A 21664-nucleotide genomic window follows, 5' to 3' on the forward strand; every position below is an offset into this window, starting at 1 on the left:
ATGAGCAGCGTGGACCGCAACCAGCCGCTGGGCACCCCGACCTGGGTCGACCTCGCCGTGCCGGACCTGGAGCGGGCGCGGGAGTTCTACGGCCGCGTGTTCGGCTGGGAGTTCGACGGCGGTGACTGCCTGCTGCGCGGCCTGCCCGTCGCCGGCCTGCGGGTGGCCTCGCCGAACAGTCCCGGCTGGGACGTCCATCTGGCGACCGAGGACGTCGACGCGACCGCCGCGGCCGTCACCGCCGCCGGTGGCACGCTGCTGACCGAGCCGCACGACGTCACGGGACGGGGCCGGTCCGCGTTCGCGCTGGACCCCACCGGCGCACGGTTCGGCCTGTGGCACGGTCGCGGCTTCCCCGGCTGCCGCCTGGTGAACGAGCCGGACACCTTGGTACGCAACGACTTGCTGACCCCAGGGGCGGCCAAGGCCCGCGACTTCTACTGCGCCGTCTTCGGCTTCACCCTCGACGGCAACCAGGACCTGCCCGGCGCCGATTTCACCTTCCTGCGCCGCCCGGACGGCCACGAGATCGGCGGCATCTTCGCCGCCCCGGACGCCACGGTTTCGTCTTGGGCCACCACCTTCGAGGTAGCCGACGCCGACGCGACAGTCGCGAAAGCCGTCGCTGCGGGCGGCACCGCCCAGCCCGCCGCGCCCACCCCGTACGGCCGCATGGCGGCGATCACCGACCCGTTCGGCACGGAGTTCACCGCCATCACCCGGGCCTGAGCCCCGCTTGCCCGGCCCAGCTGTCTGTCCCACCGTCCACAGTGCATGCCCCTGGCCCTGGCTTTACCTCATTGCGGCCCGCGCGAAAGGTGGCTAGACAGATGAGGTGGACCTAGAAGAGCTGACCGGCCTCCCCGACACCCGCCTGCAGGCCGCGACCGAGGCGGACGCGCCGGAACTGCTGGTGCTGCAGCGCTGCTGCTGGCTGCAAGAAGCGCTGCTGAACAACACCCTGGAAATCCCCGCCCTGCACGAAAGCCTCGACGACGTCCGCGAAGGGACGAGGACGTGGCGCGTCTGGACCGTCCGGCAAGGCCCCCGCCTGATCGGCGCAGTCCGCGGCAAAATCGACGGCGAAGACTGGGAAGTAGGCCGCCTGATGGTCGCCCCGGACCTCGCCGGCCGTGGCCTGGGCCGTTTCCTGCTCGCCCACGTGGAACACCAGGCCCCCGCCGAGCTACGGCGGTTCACCCTGTTCACCGGCGCCAAGAGCACCCGCAACATCTCGATGTACGAGCGGGCGGGCTACCGCCTCGTCGACCAGCCCGGACCGGTGGAGGGGCATATCGCGCATGCTGTGTTCCTGGTGAAACAGCGCTGACTCACCCCGTGTGCAGGTGGGCGGCCAGCCGGCTGCGCAGCCCGCCCACGTCGCCGAGGGGGATGGCGAAGGAGTGGACCGGCCGGTAGCCCGCGGTGTTGTTCCAGCGGCCGCAGGGGCCGACGACGTAGAGGAAGCCGTCGGCCGGGTCGGTGTGGGGGACGGACCAGATCTGCTCACTGCCACGGCCCGCGCCGGAGCGGCGGGCGCGCCAGAACTGCGGCGTCGCCATCACTGTGCCGAGGGCGGTGACAAGGCCGGGCACGTCCGTTTCGGGCAGGCCGAGGCCGCGGCCCGGCCACACGCGGGGCAGGGCGTCGGCGGGGGCGCCGGGCAGCGACGGGCACGCGAAGGCCACCTCGGCGTCCCCGACCTCGGGCGCCCAGTGCCGCAGAGGCCCGGTCGCCGTGCTCGGCCGCATGATTCACTCCCTTCCGCGAAAGTGCGGCGAGTGAACCACGAAGCAGCCAAACCCGACTGGGCGATCACGGGTTGGTTCTTCAATGCCAGAGCGGATTTCCACGACCCACCCCCGGCCCGGCAGCCGACGGACCCACCCGGCGGGGTGAACGGTGTCACCCACCGCCGCCGACCGGCGCGAAGGCAACCCACCCGGGACAACGATGTCACCCTCAGCGCCGCCAGCCCGAGCGAAGGCCGCTCCGCTCGAGACAACCGCCGCCCACGACTCCGCTCGCCCAGAACGACCGCCACCCGAAATCCCGCTCAACCAACCGGAATCTCCCCCTTGTGCTCCACCAACCAGTCCTCCAGCGACTTCAACCGCGGATTGATCTCCCGAACCCGCTCAAGGTCACGCGCCGCAATGAACGAGTCCGAAGCATCGGCGTAAAACTGGTACATATTCGCCACCTCCTCCGCCCCCGGGAACCCCGCCGCCCGCACCTGCGCGTGGCTCAGCGGACGGTAAACCACCTTCTCCCCCAACACCCCCGTGAACAGTTCCGCCAACTCGTCACCCGTGTAGTGCGCGCCGGCCAGACCCACAGTGCGCCCGACATACCGGCTGCCCGCCAGAAAAATGCCATACGCAGTGCGCCCGATGTCCTCCGACGCCACCAGCGCCATCACCTTGTCGTCCATCGGGTTCGTCAGGACGAGCTGACCGTCGGCGTCGCGGCTCGGGCCCTGGCCGGCCAGGAACGATTCGTAGTAGAACGTCGTCTCGAGGAAGGTGGTCGGCACGCCGGCGTCGGTGAAGAACGCGTTCGCCTCGCCCTTCGCGTCGAAGTGCGGCACCTTGTAGACGTCCAGCAGGTCCGGCAACTCGCTGCCCAGGTGCGCGAAATGCGGCCGGGTGTCCTCCAACGTGGACCAGACGGCGTGCTTGAGGCCCGCGTCCTTCGCCGCGCGCGCCGCGGTCGCGGCCTGGTCCAGTTCCATCTGCGCCCGCGTGCGCGCCGCCTCCTCTTCCGGGGTGCGCTGCACCCAGAAGTTGGTGACGACAAACGCCCCGTACGCGCCGTCGAAAGCGCGCCGGACGGAGTCGTACACGTCGAGGTTCGCTTCGACGACTTCAGCGCCGCGCGCGGACAGTTCCTTCGCCGCCGGCGAGTCCGCGTTGCGGGTCACCGCGCGCAAGGCGAACGGCCCCTGCGCGTCGTCGAGGATCGCGCGCGCCAGACCACCGCCCTGCGAACCGGTCGCTCCCACTACAGCGATGATCTTCTTGTCGGTCATGACTTGCTGCCTTCCTTCTCTTCGATGTTCTCTGCCACGAGTTCGCGCACGAGCGGCGCGACCCGGGTCCCGTAAAGCTCGATGTTGCGAAGCACCGCACCGCGCGGCACCCCGCCAAGCCCGTACTTGAGGTCGAAGCGCGAAGCCCCGAGGGTCTTGAGCGTCGCCGCGATCTTGCGGGCGACGGTTTCCGGTGAGCCGACGTACCAGGAGCCGTGCTCGGAAACCTCCTGTCCGAAGGTCTCGCGGGTCGGCGCGCGGAAGCCGCGCTGGCGCGAGACCCGCGTGAGCACCTCGACGTAGTGCGGGTACAGCTCCTCCCGCGCGGCCTCGTCGGTGTCGGCGACGTGGCCCGGCGAGTGGATGCCGATCGCGCGCTGCGGTTTGTCCAGCCGCCGCTGCACCTCACGGAACAGCTCGGCGAACGGCCGGAACCGCGAGGACGGCCCGCCGATGATGGCGAGCATCAGCGACATCCCGTACTTCGCCGTCCGCAGCACCGACTCCGGGCTGCCGCCCACCCCGATCCACGCCGGGATCGGCCCGGCCTCGGTGCGCGGCACGACCTCCTGCCCGGTGAGCGCCGGGCGCATCCGGCCCGACCAGGTCACCGGCTTCTCTTCGAGCAGCCGCGAAAACAGGTCGACCTTCTCCTCGAACAGCTCGTCGTAATCCGCCAGGTCGTAGCCGAACAGCGGGAACGACTCGGTGCTGGAGCCGCGGCCGAGGATCACCTCCGCGCGGCCGTGGGAGAGCGCGTCGAGCGTCGAGTAGCGCTGGAACACCCGCACCGGGTCGTCGGAGCTGAGCACGGTGACCGCGGAGCCGAGCCGGATCCGCGACGTCTTCGCCGCGATCGCCGCCAGCACCACGTCCGGCGCCGAGAGCGGCATGTCGACGGTGTGGTGCTCACCGATGCCGAAGAAGTCCAGCCCCACCTGATCCGCGAGCACGCCGTGCTCGACCAGCCCGCGGATCGTCTCGGCGTGGCTCACCGGGGCGCCGTGGTCGTCGGCGAGGACGTCGCCGAAAGTGTCCAAACCCAGGGTGATCCCGGTGGCCGGGGCACCCGTCGAATACTTCGTCATGCCATGAGGTTGAACCCTCACGTACCTCCCGCGCCTCACCACACGGTGGGTACCCACGGCAGGGGACGGCAGGGCCGACAGCCCAGGATGAGGATGGGGATATGAGCGAGCAGCGGTACACCGAACTCGGGGATTTCCTGCGCTCCCGCCGGGCGGCGCTGTCCCCCGCGGAGTCCGGCGTCCCGACGTACGGCACCCCGCGGCGGGTGCCCGGGCTGCGCCGCGAGGAGGTCGCGCAGCTCGCCGGCGTGAGCGTGAACTACTACACCCGCCTCGAACAGGGCGAGAGCCACCAGATGTCCGACTCGGTGATGGAGGCGATCGCGAACGCGCTGCGCCTCGACGAGAGCGAACGGCTGCACCTGCTGCGCCTGGCCTGGCCCGCGCAAGTCGCCCGTCGTGAAATCGGGCCGGAAACGGTGCGCCCCGCGGTGCACGCGCTCGCCGAGAGCACCACCGGACAGGCCGCGATCATCGTCGGCCGCCGCGCGGACCTGCTCGGCGGCAACCGGCTCGGGTTCGCCCTGCTGGGCGTCGACCCCGGCGGGCGGCCCAACATGACCAAGCGGATGTTCCTCGAACCGTCGATGCGCGACCTGCTGGTGGACTGGGAGAGCCAGGCCCGCGCCACCGTCGCGTACCTGCGGATGGCCTCGGGCGACCAGCCGGACGACGCGCTGCTGGCCGAGCTGGTCGGGGAGCTGAGCATCAAAAGCCCGGAGTTCGCGCGGATCTGGGCCACCCACCCGGTGGCCGAATGCCTGCACTCGGTGCGCGAGTACGACCATCCGCTGGTCGGACGGCTCACCCTGAACGAGGAGAGCCTGCGTCTGCCCGACGACCCCGGCCAGCGCCTGATCTTCAGCGGCGCCGAGCCCGGCTCGCCCTCGGCGGAACGGCTGGCGCTGCTGGGCTCGCTGGTCTCCTAAAGCTCGTCGAACACCAGCACGGTGTGGGTCGAGAGCACGTCCGGCATCGACTGGAGCCGTTCGAAGACCAGGTCGCGCAGGCTGTCCGCGTCGCGGGTGCGGACGAACAGGATCAGGTCGTTGTCCCCCGAGACGAGGCCGCCGTGCTCGATCTCGGCGATCTGCTTGAGCGCCGTGCGGACGGTGCGCCAGGAGTTCTGCGTGACCTTGAGGTAGACGTACGCGGACAGGCCCTGCCCCATCCGGCGCGGGTCGGTGACCGCGGCGTACCCGGTGATCACGCCTTCGCGGTGCAGCCGTTCCACCCGCGTGTAGCAGCCCGCGCGCGAAATGTGTGCGCGTTCGGCCAGCGCGCGCATCGACGCCCGGCCGTCGGCCTTCAGCTCGGCGATCAGCTTCAGGTCGACCTCGTCAAGCTTTGAGTCGGCTCCGCCGAGAGCCGCCGCCATTCGTCCATCCGACTCGGGCATCCGCGCCTCTCCCGACACCATTCGTCCAGCCCAGATCAGGTCAACGAGCCATTATTCCACACTTGATCGGGATCTCTGGATACCTGATCGCCCGAGGGTGAGGATTCGACTTAACCGTCTTCACGTCGAATCGTCGGATCGGAGCTGCCGGTGACTACCACGGAACGTGCCGCCGCCTCGCACCTGCTGCCCAGCGCGGAACCGCTCGGGCTCATCGCCGCCGACGGCGGCCCGGTGCCCGATCCCGCGCTGGAGCTGCCGGACGGCGAGGTGCTGCTGCGGCTGTACCAGGGCATGGTCGCGGGCCGCCGCTTCGACACGCAGGCCACGGCGCTGACGAAGCAGGGCCGGCTGGCCGTCTACCCGTCCGCGCGCGGGCAGGAGGCCGCCGAGATCGGCGGGATTCTCGCGCTGCGCCCGCAGGACTGGCTTTTCCCCACTTATCGCGACTCGATGGCCGTGGTCGCCCGCGGCGTCGACCCCGTCGAGGTGCTGACGCTGCTGCGCGGCGACTGGCACTGCGGCTACGACCCGTACCACGCGAACGTCGCGCCGCAGTGCACGCCGCTGGCCACGAACACCCTGCACGCGGTCGGCTTCGCGCACGCCGCGCGGATCAAGGGCGAGGACTCCGTGTCGCTCGTCCTGCTCGGCGACGGCGCGACCAGCGAGGGCGACACCCACGAGGCACTGAACTTCGCCGCCGTCTGGCAGGCGCCGGTGGTCTTCCTGGTGCAGAACAACGGGTACGCCATCAGCGTCCCGCTCGCGAAGCAGACCGCGGCGCCGTCCTTGGCGCACAAGGGAATCGGTTACGGAATGCCGTCGGTGCTGGTGGACGGGAACGACGCCGCCGCCGTGCACGCGGTGGTGGAGCAGGCCGTCGCCCGCGCGGCCGCCGGCGAAGGCCCGACGCTGATCGAAGCCGTCACCTATCGCGTGGAATCGCACACCAACGCCGACGACGCCACCCGCTACCGCGACCGCGCCGAGGTCGAGCAGTGGCTGGCCCGCGACCCGATCGCCCGGCTGAAGCAGTACCTGACCGACCGCGGACTGCTCGATGACGCCCGTCAGCAGCAGATCGACGCCCGCGCCGAGGCCGAGGCGGCCACGCTGCGCGAGCGGATGAACGTCGACACCGAACTCGACCCGGCGGAGCTGTTCCGCCACGTCTACGCCGAGCCGACCGCGGCCCTGCGGCAGCAGGCCGCCGAGCTGACCGCCGAACTCACCACCGGGGACCAGGCATGACCGCGATCGCCGAACCGGTGTCCACTGCGCCAGATCTGGACACCCTGACCATGGCGGGCGCGCTCAACCGCGCGCTGGCCGACGCGCTGACCGAGGACGAGCGAGTACTCGTGTTCGGCGAGGACGTCGGCACGCTCGGCGGTGTCTTCCGCGTCACCGACGGGCTCGCCGCCCGCTTCGGCGAGGCCCGCGTGTTCGACACGCCGCTGGCCGAGGCCGGCATCGTCGGCACGGCCATCGGCATGGCCATGAACGGCCTGCGCCCGGTCGTGGAGATGCAGTTCGACGCCTTCGCGTACCCGGCGTTCGAGCAGATCACCAGCCACCTGGCGAAGCTGCGCAACCGCACGCACGGCCGGGTCGAGCTGCCCATCGTGATCCGGATCCCGTACGGCGGCGGCATCGGCGGCGTCGAGCACCACTGCGACTCCTCCGAGGTCTACTACACCCACACGGCCGGCCTGCGAGTGGTCACGCCGTCCTCGCCCGCCGACGCGTATGCCTTGCTGCGCCAGGCGATCGACTGCCCGGACCCGGTGATCTTCCTCGAGCCGAAGCGCCGGTACTGGGAGAAGGAGACCGCGCGGCTCGACCACCACGGCTCGACGCTGGACCGCGCCGTCGTGCGCCGGCCGGGCACCGACCTCACGCTGATCTCCTACGGCGGCGCGCTCGGCACCACGCTGGAAGCCGCCGAGGCCGCCCAGGAAGAGGGCTACAGCGCCGAAGTGATCGACCTGCGCAGCCTCTCGCCGTTCGACCTCGACACCGTCGCCGCGTCCGTGCGCCGCACCGGCCGCGCGGTCGTGGTGCACGAGGCGAGCCGGTTCTGCGGTTACGGCGCGGAGGTCGCGGCGCAGCTGTCGGAGACCTGCTTCCACTATCTGGAGGCGCCGGTGCTACGCGTCGCGGGCTTCGACATTCCTTATCCCGCACCGAATCTGGAGCAGCACCACCTGCCGGGGATCGACCGGATCCTGGACGCGATCGAGCGGCTGCAGTGGGACGACAGCGCCGCGGCGGCCGGCGGGGGTGCGTGATGGCCGTTTTCAAACTGCCGGACCTAGGCGAGGGACTGACCGAGGCCGAGATCGTCGCGTGGCACGTGGCGGTGGGCGACACCGTGACCGTCGACCAGACGGTGGTGGAGGTCGAGACGGCCAAGGCGAGCGTCGAGGTCCCCGTGCCGTTCGCCGGGCGCGTGGCGACGCTGCACGGCGCGGCGGGTGACACGCTCGCCGTCGGAACCCCGCTGATCACCGTGGAAGAGGGCGCTTTTGCCGAGCCGGGAGTGGTGACACCGGCCCCGTCGGAAGCGGCCGAAGGCAGCGGGAACGTGCTGATCGGCTACGGCACCGGCACTGCTCAGGCCCGTCGGGTCCGGCGCCCGCGCGGCTCGGCGCGGCCGGCGGTGCACGCCGCGCCGAAGTCCGCCCAGGACCGGATCCGGGTCGTCTCCCCGCTCGTGCGGCGGCTGGCGAAGGAGTCCGGTGTGGACATTCGCACGCTGACCGGCTCGGGCACCGGCGGGCTGATCAGCCGGGCCGACGTCGAGCGCGCGGCCGCAGTGCCGGCCGCGATGCCGGTCGCAGCGCCTGCCGAGATTCCCCAGGTTCCCGGTGAGTACCGGATTCCGTTGCGGGGCATCCGAAAGACCGTCGCCGACAAGCTCACCCGCTCACGCAGAGAGATCCCCGAGGCGACGGTGTGGGTCGATGTCGACGCGACCCCGTTGCTGGAACTGCGTGCGGCCTTGAACGCCGACCCTTCGGCGCCGAAGGTCAGCCTGCTGGCGTTGTTGTCCCGCTTCGCGCTGGCCGGCCTGCGCCGCTTCCCGGAGCTGAACTCGCGCATCGAGGGTGACGAGATCGTGGTCCCGTCGGCGGTCCAGCTGGGCTTCGCCGCGCAGACCGACCGCGGCCTGGTCGTGCCGGTGGTGCCGGACGCCCACGCGCTGACCGTCGAGGAGCTGTCCGCGGCGCTGGCCGAACGGACCGAGCGCGCGCGGGCGGGCGAGCTGGCGCCGGCCGAACTGACCGGCGGCAGCTTCACCATCAACAACTACGGCGTCTTCGGGGTCGACGGTTCCGCCGCGATCATCAACCACCCCGAGGTGGCGATCCTGGGCATCGGGCGGATCATCGACCGGCCGTGGATCGTCGAGGGCCAGGTGGTGCCGCGCAAGATCACCGAGCTGACGCTGGCCTTCGACCACCGCGCCTGCGACGGCGGCACGGCGGGCGGCTTCCTGCGTTTCGTCGCCGACTGCGTCGAATCACCCCTGCGACTGCTGCGGAACGTCTAACTCACGTGTCCGGAAAAGGTTGCGGGCTTGCTGTGCGGGCCGGCTCGATGCAGTGGATGACGCTTTCGCCGCACTCAGCGCAGCGGAAGCGTCATCCGCTGCGCGCGGCAACCGCCTCACTCGACGCCGAGCATGACCTCGGTGGACTTCACCAGCGCGGTGACCGGCTTGCCCACCTCGAGTTCGAGTTCCTCGGCGGCGTCCTTGGTGATCGAGGCGGTCACGGACTGGCCGCCGTCGAGCTGCACGGTCACGACGGTCATCACCGAGCCGGGCTTGACGGCCGAGACGGTGCCGGTGAGCTGGTTGCGAGTGGACAGGCGCATGTGGACGGTCCTTCGAGCTGGGAGGGTCGGAACGCCGTAACCGTAGGCGTTTTCCGGCCGCCGCGTCGGCCCTGTGACGACCGTGAGCTGGGGGCTGCGTCGATAGTCACGCCTCCGTCACCGCAGCTGCGGGCCCGGTGACACCGGCGACCGGCACCCGCGCATTGCTGTGACTTCGGACGCCCCGGGCGCGTCCGTACAACCAGCTCAGCCGCGCACCGCCCGGCCCGGCAGCGCGTCCGGCACGATCTCGCCGTCGCGGACGACCGGGACGCCGTTGACCAGGACGTGCGGGATGCCGAGCGACGGCCGGGTGCCGTCCGCGTAGGACGCCTGGTCGGTGACGCGCTCGGGGTCGAACGCCACGATGTCGGCGTCGGTCCCCACACGCAGGCGGCCCTTGCGCCGCATCGCGGGCACCACCTCGTCCAGCACCTGCGCGGGCACGAGCGAGCAGCGCGCGATCGCCTCGGACAGCGTCAGCTTCCCCGTCTCGCGGTAGAGGCGGCGCAACGCCCGGGCGAAGGTGCCCGCGCCACGCGGGTGGCCGAGCGCGCCGGGCGGCAACGGCCAGGTCAGCGGGTCCGGCCTCGTGCCGGTCCAGGTCAGCGGCATGGCATCGCTGGCCACGGCGGTGTCCTCGAACAGCAGCGCGCGGTCCAGGTGCGCGCGGTCCGCCGGGTCGTCCTCGTCGAGGAAGTGCAGCACCGTCAACGCGCCGGGGTCGGTCTTGCGGACCTCGGCCAGCCGGGCGGCGTCGGCGATCCGCTCGCCGGTGGCCACCAGCACCAGCGTGTCGGTGCGGATCCCTTGGCGCGCCAGGTTTTCCGGGGACAGGAAGGCCGCGCCGATCGCGGTCGAGCCGGCGCCGTACGGGTAGGCCTCGGTGGTCACCATCGCGCCTTCGAGACGGCAGCGCTCCACCAGCCCCAGCACGCGGTCGACCTGGCGCGCCGAGGTGCTGTTCACGTGGCAGTAGTGCATGTGCGCGCCGGTCTGCCCGGCGACACGGACGATCTCCTCGGCGCCGTCGATCGGCACGTCCGGGTCCGCTTCGACGAGCGGGCGCGCATGCGTGTACGTCGGCAGCCCGGCCTCCGCCGCCAGCTCCGCGACAGCCAGGTACTCCGCGGGATCGAGGTGCGGCGCGTACCCGGCGAGCACGCCGATGCCCAGCGCCCCGGCGGAAAGATCGGCCGACAGGTGCTCGAAAATCGCCGCCCGCTGTTTCGGCGACGCGTTCACCTGCCAGGCCGGGTTGCCCAGATGCGTGATCACGGTGTTTGCGGGCCCGTCGAGCGGCGCGCCGGCGAGCACGGCCATGCGCGCGAGCGCCCACGACGTTGAATAGCCGTAGTTCAACGGGCGGCCTTCCGCGGCCGCGTTCGCGTACGCGCGGGCGACCGGGGTGGTGCCCGCTTCCAGCTCGAGCGCAGTGGTGACGCCGTCCAGCGCCTGAAGCCGCTGTTCGGGAATGGCCTGGCCGTGGCTGTGCAGGTCGACGAACCCGGGGCAGACCACCAGCCCGGTCGCGTCGATCCGCTGCGCGCCCTCCAGCGGCGTGGCCGACACCGCGCCCACAGTGCCGTCACTGATGCCGACATCCGCGACGGCGTCGAAGCCGCTCTCCGGGTCGATGACCCGGCCGCCACTGATCACGAGCGGGAAACTTTCCGACGAACTGGTCACGATCGCTCCTGCACACGGGGCTCCGGCCTGCCCAACGTAGGGGTGATCAGCCGGGCTGGACAAGGAGGAGTTTCGGCCCCTCCGGAGACGGGTAGCCGATGAGTACGGACCAACGGAGGGAATTGAAGATGAGCGACAAAATGGAGAACAAGGCCGAAGAGCTGAAGGGCCGCGCCAAGGAGACCGTCGGCAAGGCCACGGACAACGAGCAGTGGGAGGCCGAAGGCAAGGCCGAGCAGGGCAAGAGCAACCTCAAGCAGGCTGCCGAAAAGGTCAAGGACGCCGTCAAGGGTGTCAAGGACTGACCTTCCCCCTTTCCCGCCAAGCCCCGGGGCCCGTGTGGGTCTCGGGGCTCCGGTGCGTCTCCGGCCGGCCTCAGCCTCGGCGCCCGTTTGTCCGTTCCCGCTAAATTTGCGTAACGCGCACTCTTTGCGTGTTGCGCAAGTTTTGGCCACCGTGGGCCCATGCCCGACCGACCGAGCCTGCGGGACCGCCGCCACCAGGAGACCCGCACGCAGATCAGCTGGGCCGCCGTCCGGCTGACCGTGGAGCGCGGGCTGCGGCAGGTCACCATCGACGGCATCGCGGCCGAGGCCGGCGTTTCGGCCCGGACGGTGGCCAAAGCGACGCGTCGCTTTGGCGTCTTCGGACGAGCAGCCGGACCTCGCCGCGCTCGCTCGCTGGTTCGGCGCGCCGTCGGAGATCAGCTCCGCAGCCGCGTAACGGCGAGGCTCATCTTGGCCCCGGACGGAAGCCGGCCGTCTTCGGTCAGCAGCTCGCGGGTCGAGGCCTCGAAAGCGGCGCGCAGCTCGGCCAGCTGCGTTTCGTCCAATGTGGACACCGGATAGTAGGTTTCGCAGCACCGGTGCCAGACCTCGTCCGCCGGACCGCCGAGGTCGAGCACCAGCGTGTCCCACGAAACCGGCTCGAAACCGGCCGGCGCCAGCAGTTCGTCGAGGCCGTCACGGCGGCGGGTCCGGGGATCGCCCGTCTTCGGCAGCTGCCGTTCCTTCGGGACCGCGTCGAACATCGGCCGGGCCAGGGAAAGGAACACCTCCGCCGCATCCGCCGGGCCGGCCCCGACGGCGACCGCGAAGGTGCCACCGGGCGCCAGCACCCGCGCGACCTCCGCGGCGATCACCGGCACGTCCGCCATCAGCATCAACGCCATGTGCGACACGACCGCGTCGAACGAACCGTCCTCGAACGGCAGTTCCTGCGCGCGGCCCTGGCGCAGATCGGCGCCGGCCAGCGCGGGACGACGGCGGGCCGCGGCCAGCTCGCCCGAGGAGAGGTCGATGCCCGCGATCACCTCGGCGCCGCGGCCGGCCAGGATCTCCAGCAGTACCCCGTCACCACAGCCGAGGTCGAGCACCCGCCGCGCCCCGGCGACCCGGTCGGCCAGCACGTCGTAGCTCTTCCGGCCATCGCCGACGACGTGCCCGGAGAGGCCCACCTTGGACTGGCCGTCCGGATTGCGGTCGTGGTAGCGGCGCAGGAAGTCCTCGACGGATGCGGTCATGCTCCGAACGTAGCGCGGGCGGGCCGCGCGTTTGGTATGTGTGGGGGCATGGACAACGGCGAGGCGGTGCTGCTGGGCATCGACGTCGGCACGACCGCGGTCAAGGTCGCGGCGTTCGCGGAAAGCGGACGGCCGGTCGGCGCGCACTCGGTGGCGTACCCGATCACCCGGCCCCGGCCGGGCTGGGCCGAGCAGGACCCGGAGGACTGGTGGCGCGCCTGCGTGACGGCGATGCGGGCCGTCCTTTCCGGACTCCCGCCCGGCGCCGTGCGCGCGGCCGGCATCGTCAGCCAGGTCAACACCCACCTGCTCGTCGACGCCGACCTGAACCCGCTGACCCCGGCCGTGATCTGGCAGGACCAGCGGTGCGCCGGTGTCGCCCGGGAACTGGACGCGCGGTTCACCGCCGAGGAGAAGACCCGCATCTGGGGCGGCCCGGTGGTGCTGGACGCGTCGTTCGCCGGCGCCCGCGCGGCGTGGTTCGCCCGCGAGGAGCCGGAACGGTGGGCCCGGGCGCGCTGGCTGCTGAGCCCCAAGGACTTCATCGGCGCTCGGCTCACCGGGTGCGTGGCCACGGACAAGCTTTCCGGCGTCCGGATCGCGGACGCGGACGGTTACCTGCCCGAGGCCGTCGCGCTCGTCGACGGCCTGGCCGGGCGGCTGCCGGAACTCCTCGAACCCGAGACCCCGCTGGGCCCTTCGCCGCAGCTGGGCGGCGCGCCCGTCGTGGTCGGCACCATGGACGCGTTCGGCTCGGTGTTCGGCACCCGCACCACCGAACCCGGCCGGGGCATGGTCTTGTGCGGCACGTCGCTGGTGGTCGCGGGCGCGTCACGGGAGGGCGCGGCGACACGCGGACTGGTCCGGTTTCCCCCGCGCGACGGGCTTTTCGTCCACGCCGGGCCGACGCAGGCCGCCGGCGACGCGGTGCGGTGGTGGGGCCGGGTCTCCGGCCAGAGCGTCGACGGGGTGTTCGCCTCGGCCGCCGACGGCTCGCCGGGGGTGGTCTTCACGCCGTACCTGCAAGGCGAACGGGCGCCGCTGTGGGACGCCGACGTGCGCGGCAGCTTCCTCGGGCTCGGCTCGGGCACCAGCCGCGCGGACCTCTCGCGCGCCGTGCTGACGGGAGTCGCCTGCTCCGCCCGGCACGTGCTGGAGGCGGTGGACGAGGCCTGCGGCAGCCCGTTGCCGTCCCTCACCTTTTCCGGCGGCGGAGCGCGTAGCGACCTCTGGACGCAACTGCACGCGGACGTCATCGGCCGCCCGCTCGAACGGCTGCGAGTGCGTGACAGCGGCGCGCTCGGCGCGGCCCTGCTGGGTGCCGTCGGCGCTGGCCTGTACAGCGATGTGGAAACGGCGGCCGAAGCGACCGTCGCCGTCGAGCGCGTCTTCGAACCGGAGACGGACCTGACTCCGCTGTACGAGGCGTACCGCGCTTCGTACGACGGCCTGGCGAAGGCCCACTCGCACCTCGCCACGTTCCGCGACGGCTGATGTAATGGCCGGATGACGAGGACCATCCGCTACGGCGACGAGCCCAGCCAGTTCGTCGAGGTGCACGGCGCCGAACCGGTGCGCGGCACGGCTTTGGTGCTGCACGGCGGTTTCTGGCGCGCCCGGCACGACCTGCACCAGCTCGACGCCCTGTGCGCCGACCTCGCCGCGGCCGGCTGGCTCGCGGTGAACATCGAGTACCGCCGCACCGAAGGCGACGGCGGCGGCTGGCCACAGAGCCTCGACGACGTCCTCGCCGCGATCGCCGCCGTTCGCGCCGACGCTGTGTCTGTTACGGCTGTATCCACTGCGGCTGTGTCCGCTCCGGCTGTCTCCGCGGCTGGTTCAGCACTGCCGACCGTCGCGATCGGCCACTCCGCGGGCGGACATCTGGCCCTGCTGGCCGCCGCGCGCACCGGGCTGTCCGCGGCCGTCGGGCTCGCGCCGCTCACGGACCTGCCACGCAGTTCCGCCGAAGGCCTGGGCGAGGAAGCGACGGACCTCTTCCTCACCGCCCCCGACCCCAGGGCGTCCCCGCTGACCTGCCTCCCGCTGGGCCTGCCGCAGCTGATCGTCCACGGCGACGCCGACGTCCGCGTGCCGGTGGAACACAGCCGCGCGTACGTCGCCGCCGCGCGAGCCGCGGGCGACCCGATCGATTACGTCGAGCTGCCGGGCCTGAGCCACTTCCAGGTCACCGACCTCGAGGGCGAGGCCTGGCCGCGCGTCCGCGCCTGGCTGGCCCGCTTGTGAGTGTTTATGCCGGTTAGAACCGTCATAAACACTCACGAGCTAGTTCGGCGCGGAGCCGGGCAGGTCGGCGCGGCAGTCGACGTTGCCGCCGGTCTGCTTCGCGACTTCCTTGTGTTCCAGCACGATCCGGCAGGTGACGATCCCGGACGCCGGCCGCACGCTCAGCGTCACCGGGCCCGAGCCCTCCGGCGTGCGCTTGATGATCACCGGCAGCTGCGTCGTCACCACTTCCGGCAGCTTCGAGCCGGGGAACTGGTAGGTCAGCTGCGCGGTTCCCTTGCCCTCCACGCGAAACTCGGCGTCGACGGTGGGCGGGGCCGCGCAGGCGCTGAGCCCCAGCGCCACGAGGCCGAGCAGGACGATCTTCCTCATGCCCGGGAGTCTCGTCCCGCCGGCCCTGGACGCGCCTCACCCGGACGGCCGGAACCGCTCGTACTTTCGGCCCGTCCCGCCCGTCTGTCCTCAGTGGACCGACCGGTCAGGCGTCCGCCTGGACGAACTCGTGCCCATCGGTGTTCTCGACCACGACCGAGGCGACGTCCGCGGGGGCGACGAGCGCGGAGCCGTACAGCTTGGCGCCCTCGCGGGATGCCTTCTCCGACACCAGCCAGCCGCCGGCGATCTCGCGGTCGCCGTTCTTGCCCACCACCACGAGCCGGCACTTCTGCCCGGCCGGGATGCCGCTCACGGACGCCTCCACCTTGACCCAGCCCGCGGCGGGCACGATGCTCGCCGTCAGCTTGGTCCCGGGCCCGGTGCCGGTGACGACCTTCGTGCCGGGCACCGCGCTCGACGTCGCGGGAGCGGGCGGTTGCTGCCCCGCCCCGGCCTCCGGCGCCGCGCCGCCCGAGCCCGCGCGGCCGACCAGCACCCCACCGCCCAGCGCGGCGGCGACGACCACCACCGCGGCCGCGACCGCGACGAACCGGCCTCGTCCGGCCGAACTGCGCGCTTCCGAGCGCACCTGGCGCAGCGTGCGCTGAAGCAGCAGGTCACCGCCCTCGGGCGGACCGTCCAGCAGCGCCTCGGGCGGCAGCGCGCCGAGGAACTCCCGCATCTCGTTCAGCGACTCGACCTCGGTGCGGCAGTCCACGCACGTGGCCAGGTGGGCCTCGACGGCCTGTGTTTCGCTCGGGGACAGCTCGCCGGCGACGTAGCCGGCCACGTCCGCGTGCTCGTCGTGTTTGCCCATCAGGCCACCCCCTCCGCCCGCTGGTTCCCGAACAGCTCGCGCAGCGCACGCAGGCCGTAATACGAGCGGGATTTCACGGTCCCCGGTGGGATACCCAGTTTCTCGGCGGCTTCAGTCACGGTCCGCCCGTGCAAGTACATCTGCTCGAGGACTTCACGGTGCTCCGCGGACAGCCCGTCCAGCGCGGAGAGCACCACCATGGAGTCCACGACCTGGTCCGAGTGGTCGCGCTCCACGGCAACGGTGGTCGGCGACTCGGCGACCTCGGCCGGCCGCGCGTCGCGGGCCCGGACCTTGTCGATCACCAGGTTGCGGACCACGGTCAGCAGCCAGCCGCGCACCGAGCCCTTGCCATTGACCAGGCTCTCCGGGTTGCGCCAAGCGCGCACCAGCGCCTCCTGCACCACGTCCTCGGCGGCGCTGCGGTCACCGAGGAGCCTGGTGGCGTAGGCGAGCATCGCCTTGCCGTGCTCTTCGAACAACGAGCGGACGAGCGCCTCGTCGGCCACCTCTTGGCGGTGACGGGTTCTCAACCCGGCCATCCGGACCACCCTCCCGAACCGGCGAAGTCACCCCCGCCGTGTTGCGCAGAACTTTAGGACAGCGCGAACGGCCGTCCCCCACGAGGCTCGTATCCACTGACGGTGGCCATGCCGGCCACGGGCCAGTGAACACGTCCCTCGAATGGACCAGTCCGCCGGTCGGGTGCGAGGTGTCCTTCGGACATCGAACCCTGCCCGTTCGTGCCAGGACATTACGGGCAGTTCGGCCAGTTCGGCCCACTGTCGCCGATTCCGCCGGTTTCGCTTTTTGACCGACCGGGTCTCAGCAGGCCGACCCGCTCTTCGGGGCTTTTCGACCGGCCCGGCCTCAACCGACCAGCCCGCTCTCCGGCACTTTCTGGGGCCGCCAGACCTCAGCCAAGCGGCCCGCTCTCCGGCACTTTTGCCCGCCGAGCCTCAGCCGACCGGTCCGTCTTCCTGCCCTTCTTGACCCGCCGGGCCTCGCCGTCCAGCCCGTCCTTCGGCACCTTCTGGGCCGGCCGGACCTCAGCCGACCGGCCCGTTCTCCGGCACCACCGTGGCGGTGGCCTGCCGGCCGCCCTGCCCGGCGACGGTGATCTTCAGCTGGTCACCGGGGTGATGGGTGTCCATCACGGTGATCAGCGCGGTCGCGGACTGCACGGGCTGACCGTCGATCGCGACGACCAGCAGGTCCGGCTTCAGCCCGACCTTCGCCGCGGGGCTTCCGGCCACCAGCGATTTGATCAGCGCGCCCGAGCCGTTGCCCCCGTCGACCACGGTCAGCCCGAGGAACGCACTGGGTCCGATGTGGACGTTCGACGAGGCCCGCCCGGCCACGATCTGTGCCGCGATGGCCGCGGCCTGGTTGATCGGGATGGCGTATCCCTCGTGCGCCCGCTGTCCCTCCTCGAACTGGTAACCCGCCCCGGCAGCGGTGTCGACGCCGATCACGCGTCCCTGTGCGTCGGCCAGCGAGCCGCCGGAGTCGCCGGACTGGATGTCGGCGTCCACCTGGATCAGGTCGGTCAGGGTCTCGGTGGCGCCGGTGGTCTCGTCGGACGCGGTGATCGACTGGCCGAGCGCAGTCACCCGCCCCGCCGACACGATGGGCTTGCCACCGAGCCCGCCCGCATTCCCGAGCGCCACCACCCCGTCGCCCGTGACGACTTTCGCCGAATCGCCAAGCTGCGCGGCGGTCAGCCCGCTCGCCCCGTCGAGCTTGAGCACGGCGATGTCGTGACTCCGGTCGTACCCGAGCACGGCGGCGTTGTAGGCCCGCCCGTTGCCGATGTCGGTGGCCCGCACCGTGACGGCCCCCTCGACCACGTGGTTGTTGGTCAGCACCAGCCCATCGGCACTGAGCACAATCCCGGTACCCGCGGCGCCGCCCTCGTCAAGCCCCAGCTGAACCTCGATGTTGACCAACGCGGGGCTGACCTTCGCGGTTACCCCCGCGACGTCCAGGTTCGCCGGAACCGCCCGAGCCTCACCAACCGGCGCGGGCGCAGGCGCCGGCCCTTGCGCGTAGTGCCCCACGGCGACTCCGGCAAGCACCGCGAGCACGAGGACCACTGCCGAGATCCCGAACGCCCGCCACCGCTTGCGCTTCGCCGCGGTCCCCTGCCCGGGTCGAGGCCCTGGCCCTCCCCCTGAGCCTGGCGGCGACGGTGGCGCTCCCGCTTGCTGCTGCGCCCCCTGCCGCACCACCTGCGACTCCTGCTGCCCCGCTTGCAATTGCTGCTGCCCGGCCTGCGTCGCCTGCCACTGCCCCGCCTGCGGTGGCTGCTGCTGCCCTGGCTGCTGTGCCCACGGCGCACCAAGCGGACCGCTCGAGTCCGCCCCCACGCCGCCGCTCGCAACCGACCCCGAACCTGCCTGCAAGGCCGCCGCCTCCGCTCGTTGCTGCACCCCAGGCGCACCGACCGGCCCCTCCGGCTCCGCCCCGGGTCCCGCAGCCGAGCCCGACTGCGGGTCCGCCGACGGCTGCGCCCACGGCGCGCCGCGCGAGCCGTCCGGCTCCGGGCCAGACCCGAGCCATCCAGCCGAGCTCTGGCTTGACTGCGGGGTCGCCGACTGCGGCACCCCAGGCGCACCGAGCAGTGCGTTCGGGTCCGGTCCTGGCCCCGGTCCCTGGCGCGGCGCTTGCCCCAGGCCAGGTTGCGGGTTCGGCGGCGAGGCCGTGGGTTGTGCCGGTCGCTGCGCCCATGGCGCGCCGAGCGGGGTGTTCGGCTGCTCGGTCATCGTGGGTTTTCACCTGCCGCTCGGATCGATCCGTCACCTACACGGGTCCCGTGCCGGCGCGGTTCAACCGACACGATCGGGGAGAGTACTGCCGCCCGCCCGGCGCCGTGGGTTAGGTTCGAGTTGATCTTGCTCCCTTCACCAGGTCGGCGCCAGGCCGGCGCGGGGTACTGGGATCACCGCCACGGCCGCCGACCGCCGTGCCGCCGGGAGCGCGGTGCACACCCGCCCTCCCGGCGGCCGGTAAAAGCCGCATCGCACTCCCGGCAACCAGCCCACGGCCACCCCGCACCCCCGACAGCCACATCGCCTTCCCGGCAGCCAGCCACCAACCGCGTCGTGCTCCCAGCAGCCGGTCGACGGCCCGTCGCAGTCGCGCCAATTCGGTCAACAACCACATCGCATGCCCAGCGGCCGGTCAACACCTGCACCACGGCCGGGGCAGCCGGTCGACTGCCACATCGCGGTCCCGGCGGCCAGCCAACAGCTGCATCGCGGTCGCGGCAATCGGTCAACAACTCGCGCCCACAGCCGGTCGCTTACTGCCCTCGATGCATGTCGAATGCCACCGAACTCCCGCGAGACACCGCGGCGTCATGCATCGTCCACCGCGAACCGCGAGAAAGGCTCCGTAGCGCACAACTCCAAAGAGTCAAAAAGTCCTTGGAACAGAACGGAATCCGGATCAACCTGATCGGCCACGCAAGCACCACTCGGCCGCGATCAGGACCTGCTCACATGCAGCAGTTCCGGCACCGTTCACCATCACGTGAGACCGAGACGAAGGCCAGGTCGCCAAGCACAGGGCCGGGTCTCAAGCCGCCAACCGCACCGCGCCGAGGTCCGTCAGCACCACCGGGCTGTCCACCGCGCCGCGCCGCCGGGCCACTGCCGCGAGCCCGCGGCGCAGCAACCGGTCCAGGGCCTGGCACTCCCACGGCGGCACGCGCCCGCCCGCGGACCACAGGTAGCACTCCGCCGCCCCCAGGAATCCATTGTGGACGGCCAGCAGCCCCCGCCGCACGTCCTCGAGCGCCCGGACTTCCTCCTCCGCCAGCACCATGACGACTCCCTTCGCCGTCCCCATGGTGCGCCGCCGGGGGCCGTGGTCACATCCGGGAAAATCACCCCAGGGGTTCCCTGAGAAACGGGGTCGCCGCGATCACCGCGGTCTGGCAGGATCCGGGTGCGTGCGGCCCAGGCGTGCTTCCGCCGGGGTCGTCGCGGAGATCGCGTGCGACGAGTCCGGTTCCGAGGGCGAGAACCTCATCGGCGCGAACACGGACGTGTTCGCCCACGCCGGGGTGCGGCTGACCGTGGCCGAGGCCGCCGGCTGCGTCGCCGAACTGCGCGAACGGATCCGCTCGCCCGCGCTGGAGTACAAGGCGAACCACCTGCTCAGGGGCAAGAACCGCGCGGCGCTCGCGTGGCTGCTCGGGCCGTCCGGACCGCTCCCGGGCAACGCGAGCGTGTTGCTGGCCGACAAGGCGCTGTTCGTCGCGGGCAAGGTGGTGGACCTGCTCGTCGACGAGGTCCCTTACCCCGAATGCCTCACCCGGCGCCCGGACGCGCGAGCCCTCGCCCTGCATCGTGAAGGCGCGCGCACCCACGGCGCCGCGGGCTGGACCGAATTCCTGCGTTCGTTCACCGATCTGCTGCGCACTTCACCGCGTCACGAGGGAACGTCGGCCGCGGAGTTCTTCGCGCAGGCCGGACGCTTCGGGCGGGCGCGGCCGCACATCGAGGACCTGCGGGCGCAGCTGCTCGCGAACCCCAAACTCGTGCCGCCGCTGGACCCGCTGATGCCCGCGCTCGTCGACACCGTCGCGCATTGGCAGCCTGCCACCATCGTCCACGACGAGCAGCAGTCGCTCACCCCGGAACGGCTCGATCTGCTCCTCGGGCCCGGCCGTGACCTGCGCTTCGTCGACTCCCGCGCCGACCCGCGCGTCCAGGTGGCGGACTTCCTGGCCGGCGTCGCGCGACGGATCGCCGAGGACCACCTGCACGGCCACGCCGACGCCGAGCTGACCGGCCTGCTCCGGCCGTACGTGCTCCCGGCGTCGGTGTGGGCCGAAGACTCTGCCTAGAGGTCCCGCGGGCTGACCACGTGCACGGCCGCTTCCTCGGCGGACGCGGCACCACCGTCGATGCCGACGTCGGAGGCGTGCAGCTCCTCGTCACTGTCGGCGCCGAAGCCCTTGTCGGTCGCGACGAGCCGGCCCGCGCGCAGATCGCCGACCTCGTCGTCCACCAGTTCGCCGTCGGTGTCCTCGCTGTCGCCGAGACCGTCACTTTCGTCGTACGGGGTGTCCGGGACCTCGCGCGCGAGGCGGCCTTCCCAGCTCTCGCCGGTCAGCTCCTCGCCGGCCGTGGTGCCCCAGTCGTTGACCGCCACCGGCCGCTCCGGCGGCGAATAACCCTCGTCGTACGGGTCGCCGTCCTGCAGGGTGTCCTCGGAGTCCAGCACGCCGGTGTCGGCGTTGTCCTCGATGTCGTCGTCCACGACGGCTCCTCTCGGGTGCGTCCCTGAAGGCTACTGCGCGGCGTCGATATCCTCCCCGCACCTGCATGCACAGAGAGGAGCCGATGGGTGACGCAGTGGGGCGGGCCGACGGTATTGGCCCTGTTCGCCGGGTTCGGGCTTATTGAAACGTATCAAGTCGCGACGGTAGCCACACTGCACGAAGGTGACAAGACCCTGCGGCAGTAGGTGAATCGTTTCATAACCCCTCCTGATCACCACGCGGCGCCGACCGAGGCTAACCACCCGACGACATCGCCGGGCCGGACACCAGCAGTGATCGCCCGGGTGAACTCGCGGCGACAAAGGCGAACCGGTCACC

23 protein-coding genes and 1 pseudogene are annotated in these 21664 nt (G+C 71.6%); 11 read left to right on the forward strand and 13 right to left on the reverse strand.

Annotated features, from left to right (window positions below; all coding sequences use genetic code 11):
• Together OG371_RS05590 and OG371_RS05595 are read left to right on the forward strand one after the other, a co-directional pair.
• On the forward strand, positions 1-729 hold the full coding sequence (locus tag OG371_RS05590) for a VOC family protein (protein WP_329066228.1): 729 nt from the start codon (positions 1-3) through the stop codon (positions 727-729).
• Between the two features lie 106 nt (positions 730-835).
• On the forward strand, positions 836-1330 hold the full coding sequence (locus tag OG371_RS05595) for a GNAT family N-acetyltransferase (RefSeq protein WP_329066230.1): 495 nt from the start codon (positions 836-838) through the stop codon (positions 1328-1330).
• A gap of 1 nt (position 1331) precedes the next feature.
• Here OG371_RS05595 and OG371_RS05600 read toward each other — a convergent pair whose 3' ends face one another.
• The 3 genes from OG371_RS05600 to OG371_RS05610 all read right to left on the reverse strand — a co-directional run bounded on the left by OG371_RS05600 (position 1332) and on the right by OG371_RS05610 (position 4119).
• Positions 1332-1751 (reverse strand): hypothetical protein, encoded by a 420-nt coding sequence (locus tag OG371_RS05600; protein ID WP_329066233.1) that lies wholly within the window; start codon positions 1749-1751, stop codon positions 1332-1334.
• Positions 1752-2056: 305 nt separating this feature from the next.
• Positions 2057-3031, reverse strand: coding sequence for an NmrA/HSCARG family protein (locus OG371_RS05605; RefSeq protein ID WP_329066234.1), 975 nt, complete (start codon positions 3029-3031; stop codon positions 2057-2059).
• The gene (locus OG371_RS05610) at positions 3028-4119 is read right to left on the reverse strand and encodes an LLM class flavin-dependent oxidoreductase (protein WP_329066236.1); all 1092 of its coding nucleotides are present in this window, start codon (positions 4117-4119) and stop codon (positions 3028-3030) included. The genes OG371_RS05605 and OG371_RS05610 overlap by 4 nt, the downstream gene beginning before the upstream one ends.
• 101 nt (positions 4120-4220) lie before the next feature.
• On the opposite strand from OG371_RS05610, the gene OG371_RS05615 reads away from it, so the two are divergent.
• Positions 4221-5048: a helix-turn-helix transcriptional regulator gene (locus tag OG371_RS05615; protein WP_329066237.1), complete on the forward strand. Its 828-nt coding sequence runs from the start codon at positions 4221-4223 to the stop codon at positions 5046-5048.
• Here the strand turns inward: OG371_RS05615 and OG371_RS05620 are convergent.
• Positions 5045-5497 carry an Lrp/AsnC family transcriptional regulator gene (locus OG371_RS05620; RefSeq protein ID WP_329066239.1) on the reverse strand — a complete coding sequence of 151 codons (453 nt, stop codon included), beginning with the start codon at positions 5495-5497 and terminating at the stop codon, positions 5045-5047. The two genes, OG371_RS05615 and OG371_RS05620, sit on opposite strands and share 4 nt — an antisense overlap.
• A 171-nt stretch (positions 5498-5668) precedes the next feature.
• On the opposite strand from OG371_RS05620, the gene pdhA reads away from it, so the two are divergent.
• From pdhA to OG371_RS05635, 3 genes are read left to right on the forward strand one after another with little or no spacing between them, the layout of a single operon-like run.
• On the forward strand, positions 5669-6772 hold the full coding sequence (gene pdhA, locus OG371_RS05625) for a pyruvate dehydrogenase (acetyl-transferring) E1 component subunit alpha (RefSeq protein WP_329066240.1): 1104 nt from the start codon (positions 5669-5671) through the stop codon (positions 6770-6772).
• Positions 6769-7812, forward strand: a complete 1044-nt coding sequence (locus OG371_RS05630) for an alpha-ketoacid dehydrogenase subunit beta (RefSeq protein WP_329066241.1) — start codon at positions 6769-6771, stop codon at positions 7810-7812. The genes pdhA and OG371_RS05630 overlap by 4 nt, the downstream gene beginning before the upstream one ends.
• Positions 7812-9077 carry a dihydrolipoamide acetyltransferase family protein gene (locus tag OG371_RS05635; RefSeq protein ID WP_329066242.1) on the forward strand — a complete coding sequence of 422 codons (1266 nt, stop codon included), beginning with the start codon at positions 7812-7814 and terminating at the stop codon, positions 9075-9077. The genes OG371_RS05630 and OG371_RS05635 overlap by 1 nt, the downstream gene beginning before the upstream one ends.
• Before the next feature lie 116 nt (positions 9078-9193).
• On the opposite strand, the gene OG371_RS05640 is transcribed toward OG371_RS05635, so the two are convergent.
• Together OG371_RS05640 and OG371_RS05645 are read right to left on the reverse strand one after the other, a co-directional pair.
• The gene (locus OG371_RS05640) at positions 9194-9403 is read right to left on the reverse strand and encodes a TOBE domain-containing protein (RefSeq protein ID WP_329066243.1); all 210 of its coding nucleotides are present in this window, start codon (positions 9401-9403) and stop codon (positions 9194-9196) included.
• Between the two features lie 207 nt (positions 9404-9610).
• Entirely contained in the window at positions 9611-11092 is a 1482-nt protein-coding gene (locus tag OG371_RS05645; RefSeq protein ID WP_329066244.1) for an amidohydrolase family protein, read from the reverse strand.
• 128 nt (positions 11093-11220) lie between these two features.
• On the opposite strand from OG371_RS05645, the gene OG371_RS05650 reads away from it, so the two are divergent.
• The gene (locus OG371_RS05650; RefSeq protein WP_329066245.1) at positions 11221-11397 is read left to right on the forward strand and encodes a CsbD family protein; all 177 of its coding nucleotides are present in this window, start codon (positions 11221-11223) and stop codon (positions 11395-11397) included.
• A 159-nt stretch (positions 11398-11556) separates the two neighbouring features.
• Positions 11557-11697 (forward strand): annotated as a pseudogene (locus OG371_RS05655) (TetR family transcriptional regulator); the annotation flags it as partial.
• A 98-nt stretch (positions 11698-11795) separates the two neighbouring features.
• Here OG371_RS05655 and OG371_RS05660 read toward each other — a convergent pair.
• Positions 11796-12614: a class I SAM-dependent methyltransferase gene (locus OG371_RS05660; RefSeq protein ID WP_329066247.1), complete on the reverse strand. Its 819-nt coding sequence runs from the start codon at positions 12612-12614 to the stop codon at positions 11796-11798.
• Positions 12615-12662: 48 nt separating this feature from the next.
• On the opposite strand from OG371_RS05660, the gene OG371_RS05665 reads away from it, so the two are divergent.
• Both OG371_RS05665 and OG371_RS05670 read left to right on the forward strand, forming a co-directional pair.
• Complete coding sequence (locus OG371_RS05665; protein WP_329066249.1) at positions 12663-14108, forward strand: xylulokinase; 1446 nt, start codon at positions 12663-12665, stop codon at positions 14106-14108.
• Positions 14109-14120: 12 nt separating this feature from the next.
• A complete protein-coding gene (locus OG371_RS05670; RefSeq protein ID WP_329066252.1) occupies positions 14121-14861 on the forward strand; it encodes an alpha/beta hydrolase family protein in 741 nt (246 codons plus the stop codon).
• 39 nt (positions 14862-14900) lie between these two features.
• Here the strand turns inward: OG371_RS05670 and OG371_RS05675 are convergent, their stop codons facing one another.
• The 5 genes from OG371_RS05675 to OG371_RS05695 form a co-directional block, all read right to left on the reverse strand.
• Positions 14901-15233 (reverse strand): hypothetical protein, encoded by a 333-nt coding sequence (locus tag OG371_RS05675; protein WP_329066254.1) that lies wholly within the window; start codon positions 15231-15233, stop codon positions 14901-14903.
• A gap of 106 nt (positions 15234-15339) precedes the next feature.
• On the reverse strand, positions 15340-16053 hold the full coding sequence (locus OG371_RS05680; RefSeq protein WP_329066256.1) for an anti-sigma factor family protein: 714 nt from the start codon (positions 16051-16053) through the stop codon (positions 15340-15342).
• On the reverse strand, positions 16053-16595 hold the full coding sequence (locus OG371_RS05685) for a sigma-70 family RNA polymerase sigma factor (protein WP_329066258.1): 543 nt from the start codon (positions 16593-16595) through the stop codon (positions 16053-16055). The genes OG371_RS05680 and OG371_RS05685 overlap by 1 nt, the downstream gene beginning before the upstream one ends.
• A gap of 507 nt (positions 16596-17102) precedes the next feature.
• The gene (locus OG371_RS05690) at positions 17103-18149 is read right to left on the reverse strand and encodes a S1C family serine protease (RefSeq protein WP_329066260.1); all 1047 of its coding nucleotides are present in this window, start codon (positions 18147-18149) and stop codon (positions 17103-17105) included.
• Between the two features lie 1483 nt (positions 18150-19632).
• Positions 19633-19881 (reverse strand): hypothetical protein, encoded by a 249-nt coding sequence (locus tag OG371_RS05695; RefSeq protein WP_329066261.1) that lies wholly within the window; start codon positions 19879-19881, stop codon positions 19633-19635.
• A gap of 127 nt (positions 19882-20008) precedes the next feature.
• On the opposite strand from OG371_RS05695, the gene OG371_RS05700 reads away from it, so the two are divergent.
• Positions 20009-20908 carry a DUF3800 domain-containing protein gene (locus OG371_RS05700; RefSeq protein ID WP_329066262.1) on the forward strand — a complete coding sequence of 300 codons (900 nt, stop codon included), beginning with the start codon at positions 20009-20011 and terminating at the stop codon, positions 20906-20908.
• Here the strand turns inward: OG371_RS05700 and OG371_RS05705 are convergent.
• Complete coding sequence (locus OG371_RS05705) at positions 20905-21324, reverse strand: DUF5709 domain-containing protein (protein ID WP_329066264.1); 420 nt, start codon at positions 21322-21324, stop codon at positions 20905-20907. The genes OG371_RS05700 and OG371_RS05705 overlap by 4 nt on opposite strands.
• Positions 21325-21664 lie beyond the last annotated feature (340 nt).

The sequence above is a fragment of the Amycolatopsis sp. NBC_01480 genome, assembly GCF_036227205.1.
Taxonomy (GTDB): Bacteria; Actinomycetota; Actinomycetes; order Mycobacteriales; family Pseudonocardiaceae; genus Amycolatopsis.

Bases quoted from the DNA above. Each gene is read 5' to 3' on its own strand.
- OG371_RS05590 (WP_329066228.1), top strand. From the start codon at position 1: ATGAGCAGCGTGGACCGCAACCAGCCGCTGGGCACCCCGACCTGGGTC.
- OG371_RS05600 (WP_329066233.1), bottom strand. From the start codon at position 1,751: ATGCGGCCGAGCACGGCGACCGGGCCTCTGCGGCACTGGGCGCCCGAG.
- OG371_RS05605 (WP_329066234.1), bottom strand. From the start codon at position 3,031: ATGACCGACAAGAAGATCATCGCTGTAGTGGGAGCGACCGGTTCGCAG.
- OG371_RS05610 (WP_329066236.1), bottom strand. From the start codon at position 4,119: ATGACGAAGTATTCGACGGGTGCCCCGGCCACCGGGATCACCCTGGGT.
- OG371_RS05615 (WP_329066237.1), top strand. From the start codon at position 4,221: ATGAGCGAGCAGCGGTACACCGAACTCGGGGATTTCCTGCGCTCCCGC.
- OG371_RS05620 (WP_329066239.1), bottom strand. From the start codon at position 5,497: ATGGCGGCGGCTCTCGGCGGAGCCGACTCAAAGCTTGACGAGGTCGAC.
- OG371_RS05630 (WP_329066241.1), top strand. From the start codon at position 6,769: ATGACCGCGATCGCCGAACCGGTGTCCACTGCGCCAGATCTGGACACC.
- OG371_RS05635 (WP_329066242.1), top strand. From the start codon at position 7,812: ATGGCCGTTTTCAAACTGCCGGACCTAGGCGAGGGACTGACCGAGGCC.
- OG371_RS05640 (WP_329066243.1), bottom strand. From the start codon at position 9,403: ATGCGCCTGTCCACTCGCAACCAGCTCACCGGCACCGTCTCGGCCGTC.
- OG371_RS05650 (WP_329066245.1), top strand. From the start codon at position 11,221: ATGAGCGACAAAATGGAGAACAAGGCCGAAGAGCTGAAGGGCCGCGCC.
- OG371_RS05660 (WP_329066247.1), bottom strand. From the start codon at position 12,614: ATGACCGCATCCGTCGAGGACTTCCTGCGCCGCTACCACGACCGCAAT.
- OG371_RS05665 (WP_329066249.1), top strand. From the start codon at position 12,663: ATGGACAACGGCGAGGCGGTGCTGCTGGGCATCGACGTCGGCACGACC.
- OG371_RS05670 (WP_329066252.1), top strand. From the start codon at position 14,121: ATGACGAGGACCATCCGCTACGGCGACGAGCCCAGCCAGTTCGTCGAG.
- OG371_RS05675 (WP_329066254.1), bottom strand. From the start codon at position 15,233: ATGAGGAAGATCGTCCTGCTCGGCCTCGTGGCGCTGGGGCTCAGCGCC.
- OG371_RS05680 (WP_329066256.1), bottom strand. From the start codon at position 16,053: ATGGGCAAACACGACGAGCACGCGGACGTGGCCGGCTACGTCGCCGGC.
- OG371_RS05685 (WP_329066258.1), bottom strand. From the start codon at position 16,595: ATGGCCGGGTTGAGAACCCGTCACCGCCAAGAGGTGGCCGACGAGGCG.
- OG371_RS05695 (WP_329066261.1), bottom strand. From the start codon at position 19,881: ATGGTGCTGGCGGAGGAGGAAGTCCGGGCGCTCGAGGACGTGCGGCGG.